Source organism: Peptoniphilus sp. BV3C26 (genome assembly GCF_000478985.1).
Classification (GTDB): Bacteria; Bacillota; Clostridia; order Tissierellales; family Peptoniphilaceae; genus Peptoniphilus_B; species Peptoniphilus_B koenoeneniae.
In genome coordinates this window covers 67,991-74,534 of sequence record NZ_AWXB01000060.1, presented here as the reverse complement: position 1 = coordinate 74,534, position 6,544 = coordinate 67,991, and the positions used below count along the sequence as shown (strand labels likewise).

Here is a 6,544-nt window from a genome sequence, read left to right as displayed (position 1 = left end):
TTTACACAAGCAGTAAATGCTAGTATAACACTTTATGCTAAGTGGACAGCAAAAACACCACCAACAGAAACAGTAACAATAACATTTAACGAAAATGGTCACGGCACAGCACCAAGCCCAATAACTGTAAACAAAGGAACAGTAGCAACAGCACCAACTGACCCAACAGATACAGAAAATGACTTCGGTGGTTGGTACACAGAAGCTGGATGCACAAACAAATTTGATTTTACAAAACCTGTTAATGGAGATATAACACTATTTGCTAAGTGGACAGCAAAAACACCACCAGTAGTAGAAACAGTTACAATAACATTTGATGCAAACGGTCACGGCACAGCACCATCACCAATAACTGTAAACAAAGGAACAGTAGCAACAGCACCAGCAGACCCAACAGATACAGAAAATGATTTCGGTGGTTGGTATAAAGAAGCTGGATGCACAAACAAATTTGATTTCCCTCAAGCAGTAAATGAAAATATAAGGCTTTACGCTAAGTGGACAAAGAAAACACCACCAGCAGTAGAAACAGTTACAATAACATTTGATGCAAACGGTCATGGCACAGCACCAAGCCCAATAACTGTAAACAAAGGAACAGTAGCAACAGCACCAGCTGATCCAACAGATGCTAACTACGATTTTGTTGGTTGGTATAAAGAAGCTGAATGCACAACTAAATTTGATTTCTCACAAGCAGTAAATGCAAATATAAGGCTTTATGCTAAGTGGACAAAGAAAACACCACCACCAACACAATATACATTAACAGCAAGTGTAAATGGCGGACACGGAAGTGTAAGCCCAACAAATGAAACAAAAAATGCAGGTGAAACAGTTACTTTAACATTTGCCCCAGATCCTGGCTATGAATTAGACGAAGTAACAGTTAACGACACAGAGACAGGAGTTATGAGCAATGTTTTAAACGTTACAATGGACGGAGATAAAACAGTCGTTGTTAAATTTAAAGCAGTAGGAACTCCACCAATAGGCACACCAGTTACAATAACTTTCGACAAAAACGGTGGAAATGGAACAATGGCAGATGTAACTAAGAATAAAGGCGAATCATTCACCCTACCAGCCTGCACGTTTACACCACCAGCAGGCAAAGAATTCAAAGCATGGCAAGTAGATGGAACAGAAAAGAATGTTGGCGATAACATAGTATTAAATGGAGATAAAATTATCAAAGCAGTATGGAAAGATATAGGAAGTGTTCCTCCGACTCCACCTGTTCCACCTACTCCATATACACCTTATCCATGGATAGTATATCCAGGATGGTACTACAACTATGAAGCACCTAAACCAAAAGAAGAAAATAAAGTAACCAAAATGGAAATGGACTGGAAAATAGAACTTACAATTGGAATAAGTACAATCGATAGAGAAATAAACGGAGTAGATTCAAAGATTAAGATGGACGTGGCACCATATATAAGAGATGGCAGAACCATGTTACCATTAAGATCTGTAGCAGAAGCCTTAGGATTTGACGTAGAATGGAATAGAAGCACTAAAACAGTAGTGCTAAGAAATAGCAGCACAAGAGTAGAAATCCCAGTAGACACAAATAAGATAATCTTAAATGGCACAGTCTACACAAGCGATGTAAAACCAGAAATCAAAAATAACAGAACCATGCTTACAATTGCAAATATTGCAAGAGCACTTGGACTTCGTGACGGCAAGGATATAATCTGGAATAGCAAATCTAAGATGGTAACAATCTACAGATCAATCATAGTAAAATAAAAGATTCACCCTTTAAGACTAAATAAGAAAAGTAAAAACGGTTTAGTCATATAGACCGTTTTTATTTACATAAGCTTGGACAAAGTTTAAGCGTAGATTTTAAGTCTATACTATAACATAGTTAAGCGGAAATGTGAGGGATATTATGAAAAGAAATTTTAAATTTTTAATTATTTTTATGGTGGCGATGGCTCTCCTTGCTGGTTGCAAAAATGGTAACAGTTCGCCGAAGCTAGAAAATAAAAATACAAATACAAATGCAAATTCTGCGGTGGAAAATTCTAAGGAGACTTCTAAAGTTAAGGAAAATTTAAAGCCTGTTGACGGAGCGGTGATCGGTTCAATGTCTTCCTACGTTGAGGACAGAGAAGTTTGGAAGGACTTTGTAGATGAAAAATACATAGATTTTGCAAAGAGGGATGATTTTGGCATCCATGTGCCTAGGATTCTTTTGGATTCAAAGGACGCCAAAGCGGCAAACGATGAGATTGATGGCTTGGTAAAAGATATAAAGGATCTATATACTACTTATAAAAAGGATATGGTAGGTTGCGATATTGGAATTTACTCCTCTTTTTCCGTTTATCAAGATGAGCATGTGCTAAGTGTCATGGTCGAAGTTTCAAATATTTGGGAGAGCGAGTTTCCAAGTTACAAAGTGTTTAACTTCTCTCTTCCAGATGGAAAATTTATAAATGACGAAGAGATTATGAAGAGCATAGGCATAGAGAAGGAAGAGATCCTCGGGGTGATTGAAAATAGTGTGAGTGAGGAACAATCCATGGATACGAAACTCTACTATAGAGATGTAACTGATTCTTCCTACGTCTATAATCCTTCCAATTTCACCGGAAAGATTCTAAACGATCTATGGGATAATTACGATTACAAAAATCGCCAAATTTTTATAGACGAAGTGGGCACACCTACACTTGCCTTTACTCAATCTTTAAACGTGGACACGGGACAGCTGCCAGCACTTCTAAAACTAAAGATAGATAGATTCGATAAAAGTGAGATTTCAGATGAATATCTAAGAATGGCGAGAAGGCTCGGCATAGATCTAAATAACGAAAAGTGCAAGGCATTTGTAATCTATCTCGGCTCTTGTTACGATGAGAATACCTTGAAAGAACCTCTTGCAAAGCTATGTGCTTGGACAAGTATTTTTTCTAATTACGAAGATCCAAACATGGTCATTTCAATGAAAGATGGCGAAGTCGGCGACAGACAATACCTAAATGGAGAGGAATGTTACCTAGTAATTCCTAAGTACAAAAATGCTTCAGTCTCTCTAAAGGAATTGGAACTTTCTAAGGATGGAAAATTAAAAGAGGTTGAAAATCTATACCTAGACGACATTTCTAGTAGTGGCATCACATTTGTCATGCAAAATATAAGTGACATCGCTCCAAATGGCAAGATCACCATCAGGTATAGAGATGATTCTTTCGAGTTCTCCCCTTCAATCAGTCTAAAGGACGGCAGTTTGATTCTACCAGATGAAGTAAAAGATGGAGAAGAGATCCTCGATTGGAATAGTTTATTTAACAAAGAAACCTATTCACCAATGATGTTTGAGAGAATCATGTCCATAATGGGCAAGGGTTGATTAATACAGGGCGATCAGTTCGGCTTTGCTCAAGAGCTTACAAAGGCAGTCGACGATGCCTATCAGCCGAATTTCAGTGGTTAGTCTCAGTAGCCACAACAAAGTAAAAACATAGATCCTGCGGAAAAGTTAATACAGATATAAAAATTTAAGGAGGTAGAACGATTAAAATGAAAAAGAAGATATTATTGACCATTGCTATGTGCTTGATATTATCCATGGGTATGACAGCCTGTGGAAGCAAGGAAAAGAGCACTGCTGTTCAATCCACGAACAAGGTAATCAGCGTAACCCCTACAGATGGCTATGTGGCAAAGCCACAGGAAGGTTATGAACAGATCATGATTTTCCCAAAGGACAAGCAGGATGATAACAACACCGAGTATATACAAATTGACGCAGTTGATCCGGACGGGGCGATCAATTCTTTGGTGGGCTTTACTCTCAAGGGATATAAGGAAGGAACAGCGAATTACACCATGGACAAACTTAATGCCGATCTTGACGCAAAGGCAAGTGAGGAAAAGGCAGCAGGTGTTCTAGGCACATTTGACAACAAGACGAGCGTGAAACTTGGAGAGGTGGATTATGTCAAATTCGATTTAACAAGAAATGGAGCTGATGCAAACGAATATTACGGCGTTGTGGACGGGACTCCTGTATACATTACTGTTGTCGGGCTTATCGACAAAGATGGCGTAAGCGACATGCTGAACTCTATAGAGTACAAAATCAATAAATAGACAGTCAACAATTATCTTAGTCGCCTTTATTTTGTCTAAGATGAATCGTCAAAAATAGAAATGTTTTAAGGAGGTAGCAGACATGGGACTTTTCAGTAAAAAAATATGTGTAATATGCGGTGAAAAGGCAGGGCTTCTCTCGAGGCTAAAGCTTGAGAACGATGACTTCGTCTGTGGTAACTGCCAAAAGAAGCTTTCCCCATTCTTTGATCACGAAAACAAGGTTCATACTGAAAAAGAGATACGCGACCACATCGCATGGCGCGAATCGACGAGGGAAGAAGTCGCTATATTCCAAGCGGACGATAGCGTTCAACTAGATGGAAAGGACCTGCTTTTAATCAATCACGACCAAGGAAAATTCGTTTTAATCGAAAGCGGAACGAAGAAAGAAGATGCAGATGTCTTTTCACTTGATGAGATAGTAGACGCTACGCTAACCGTTGAGGAGAACAAGAAGGAAATTAAAAAGAATATAGACGGAGAGAAAAAGCCATACAATCCGCCACATTACTCATACAAATATCATTTTCTGCTCTCTGTGAGATTGAATAATCCCTATATAAATGAGATTGAATTCAGACTGCATCAGCTTGCCATAGATGGCGGGGATGATGCGGACGGCTATAAGACACCGTCAATTTTAGAAAAGGCAACCGGATTTTACGTTTGGAGAGAGAAACAACTAAATGGCAATGACTTTCTCCATCGTTCCAATTTCGCCCTGTCAAGTTCACCAGGCGGATATGGTCCAAAGGGCTCGACTACAATGACTGATTTTAACATAGAGCAATTCGACAAAATGGTCAATGTTGGAAACAAAGTAGTGGAGCTGCTCACCGGTCAGAAAAAGGAACCAGCCTTCGAATCCACAACGGATTGGTTATAAATCCGAACTCTTTGAGTTTTGAGATTGAAACGAAAAAAACTTACTTAGTTTAAACAAATAAGCTAAGTAAGTTTTTTAATGCTAGTCAGGAAAAGAATATCTCCGGGAACAACAATTTAAAGCAATTTTTCTCCTCGAGAACAGCTTAAACATCAACATCTTACACATTATTTTTCATTTTTACAGCTACTTTTATCAATTCCTATTTTTCATTTTTCATCTTCCAGTTTCAAAACCATATCAGCTTTTAACCTATCATATAATCTTCGTTCTTTTTCAGATAGGTAAACTTCAACTTCGTTTAATATATTTTTTAGTTCATTTAAATTTACGTTCATGCCTGCTCCTTTCTGTATATGATAATTGTATTAATAAAAGCTTCAAATATAAAGAAAAATCGCAAAAATTTGGCATATGGAGGATGAATTGGTAATCTATTCTAAACGGAGGTATTAATGAAAAGAAATAGAATACTATCGATGATAGCACTTCGGTTGCCTTAGACGATTTCACCGAGAGAATCGGCGCCAAGGTGATCTGGTATGACCATTTGAGAATGATTGGAATTGAACATGGTAAGTCCCACATATTGGTGCCGGTAGATAAAAAGGCGATGTGGGTCAATGGAAAGGTTGTGGATATGAATATTGCCGCTAAGATTCATGGAGAGACTTCTACTACGTATATCCCACTTAGAAATATTGCTGAGGCACTAGGGTATAAGGTGGAGTTTGACAAGGAAACATTTACGGCTAAGTTATTTTCACAAAAGAAAACTAAATAAAAATTTATAAAGGCACAGAGCAATCTATGTTTTTGTTTGCAATTTATTCGTTTATTTAAAATCATATGTCACTTTTATTTAATAATATAGTAAAATAATAATGAGGGGAGATGGATTTGAAAAAGAAACTTATCCTTATAGCTTTATTTATTTTGCTAATTGTATTTGGAATTTCTAATATACACATTAAAACTGAAGAGAAAGATATAAAGACCAAGTCTGGTGAGGTGAAGGTAGTCCTATATAGAAAGATATTTTCTTCCTATTCAAATCGCATTGAAATTGAAAGGAATGGAGAATTGTATCTAAAGGATTTTAAAGGCAAGAACCCTCTAAATATTTGGAAATTTGAAGCAGGAGATGTGGAAGGCGATGGAGAAAAGGAGCTTGCCCTCGGTGTTTATAAGAAATCTCCACATCATAAGGTCATGGCGAAGAGAGTATTTCTCTACAATATTGTAGATGGAAAGCTAAAGCCGAAGTTTCGTGCATCGCGGCTTGCACTTCCCATGGATGATTTTATTCTCTATGACATTGACGAGGATGGGAGAGATGAAGTAGTTTCCATAGAAATAAAGGATAACACCTACTTCATAGCGGCGTACCACTACAAGAATTTTCATTTGGATAGGGACTATGTCAGTGAAACTCTTGAAGAAAAACCTAAGTTTTCAGATGATGGAAAGATTATTTACAAAGATAGAATTTTCGATTTAAAAATTAATGGAGAGGAGATAATTTTAAAATGAAAA

The 6,544-nt window shown here is 37.4% G+C and carries 7 protein-coding genes; 6 read left to right on the top strand and 1 reads right to left on the bottom strand.

Annotation, left to right across the window (positions count from 1 at the left end; genetic code table 11):
* The 4 genes from HMPREF1253_RS07650 to HMPREF1253_RS07635 form a co-directional block, all read left to right on the top strand.
* Nucleotides 1-1,764 (top strand): InlB B-repeat-containing protein (locus HMPREF1253_RS07650; RefSeq protein WP_023056179.1); only part of this gene is annotated, 1,764 nt, incomplete at its 5' end.
* A gap of 145 nt (nt 1,765-1,909) precedes the next feature.
* Nucleotides 1,910-3,376, top strand: coding sequence for a hypothetical protein (locus HMPREF1253_RS07645; protein ID WP_023056172.1), 1,467 nt, complete (start codon nt 1,910-1,912; stop codon nt 3,374-3,376).
* 170 nt (nt 3,377-3,546) lie between these two features.
* Nucleotides 3,547-4,119, top strand: coding sequence for a hypothetical protein (locus tag HMPREF1253_RS07640; protein ID WP_023056161.1), 573 nt, complete (start codon nt 3,547-3,549; stop codon nt 4,117-4,119).
* An 82-nt stretch (nt 4,120-4,201) separates the two neighbouring features.
* Entirely contained in the window at nt 4,202-5,008 is an 807-nt protein-coding gene (locus HMPREF1253_RS07635; RefSeq protein WP_023056146.1) for a DUF4428 domain-containing protein, read from the top strand.
* Nucleotides 5,009-5,217: 209 nt separating this feature from the next.
* On the opposite strand, the gene HMPREF1253_RS10625 is transcribed toward HMPREF1253_RS07635, so the two are convergent.
* On the bottom strand, nt 5,218-5,346 hold the full coding sequence (locus HMPREF1253_RS10625) for a hypothetical protein (RefSeq protein ID WP_023056208.1): 129 nt from the start codon (nt 5,344-5,346) through the stop codon (nt 5,218-5,220).
* A 137-nt stretch (nt 5,347-5,483) separates the two neighbouring features.
* On the opposite strand from HMPREF1253_RS10625, the gene HMPREF1253_RS07630 reads away from it, so the two are divergent.
* Both HMPREF1253_RS07630 and HMPREF1253_RS07625 read left to right on the top strand, forming a co-directional pair.
* Nucleotides 5,484-5,792 carry a copper amine oxidase N-terminal domain-containing protein gene (locus tag HMPREF1253_RS07630; protein WP_081696614.1) on the top strand — a complete coding sequence of 103 codons (309 nt, stop codon included), beginning with the start codon at nt 5,484-5,486 and terminating at the stop codon, nt 5,790-5,792.
* Nucleotides 5,793-5,908: 116 nt separating this feature from the next.
* Nucleotides 5,909-6,541, top strand: a complete 633-nt coding sequence (locus HMPREF1253_RS07625) for a hypothetical protein (RefSeq protein ID WP_155803757.1) — start codon at nt 5,909-5,911, stop codon at nt 6,539-6,541.
* Nucleotides 6,542-6,544 lie beyond the last annotated feature (3 nt).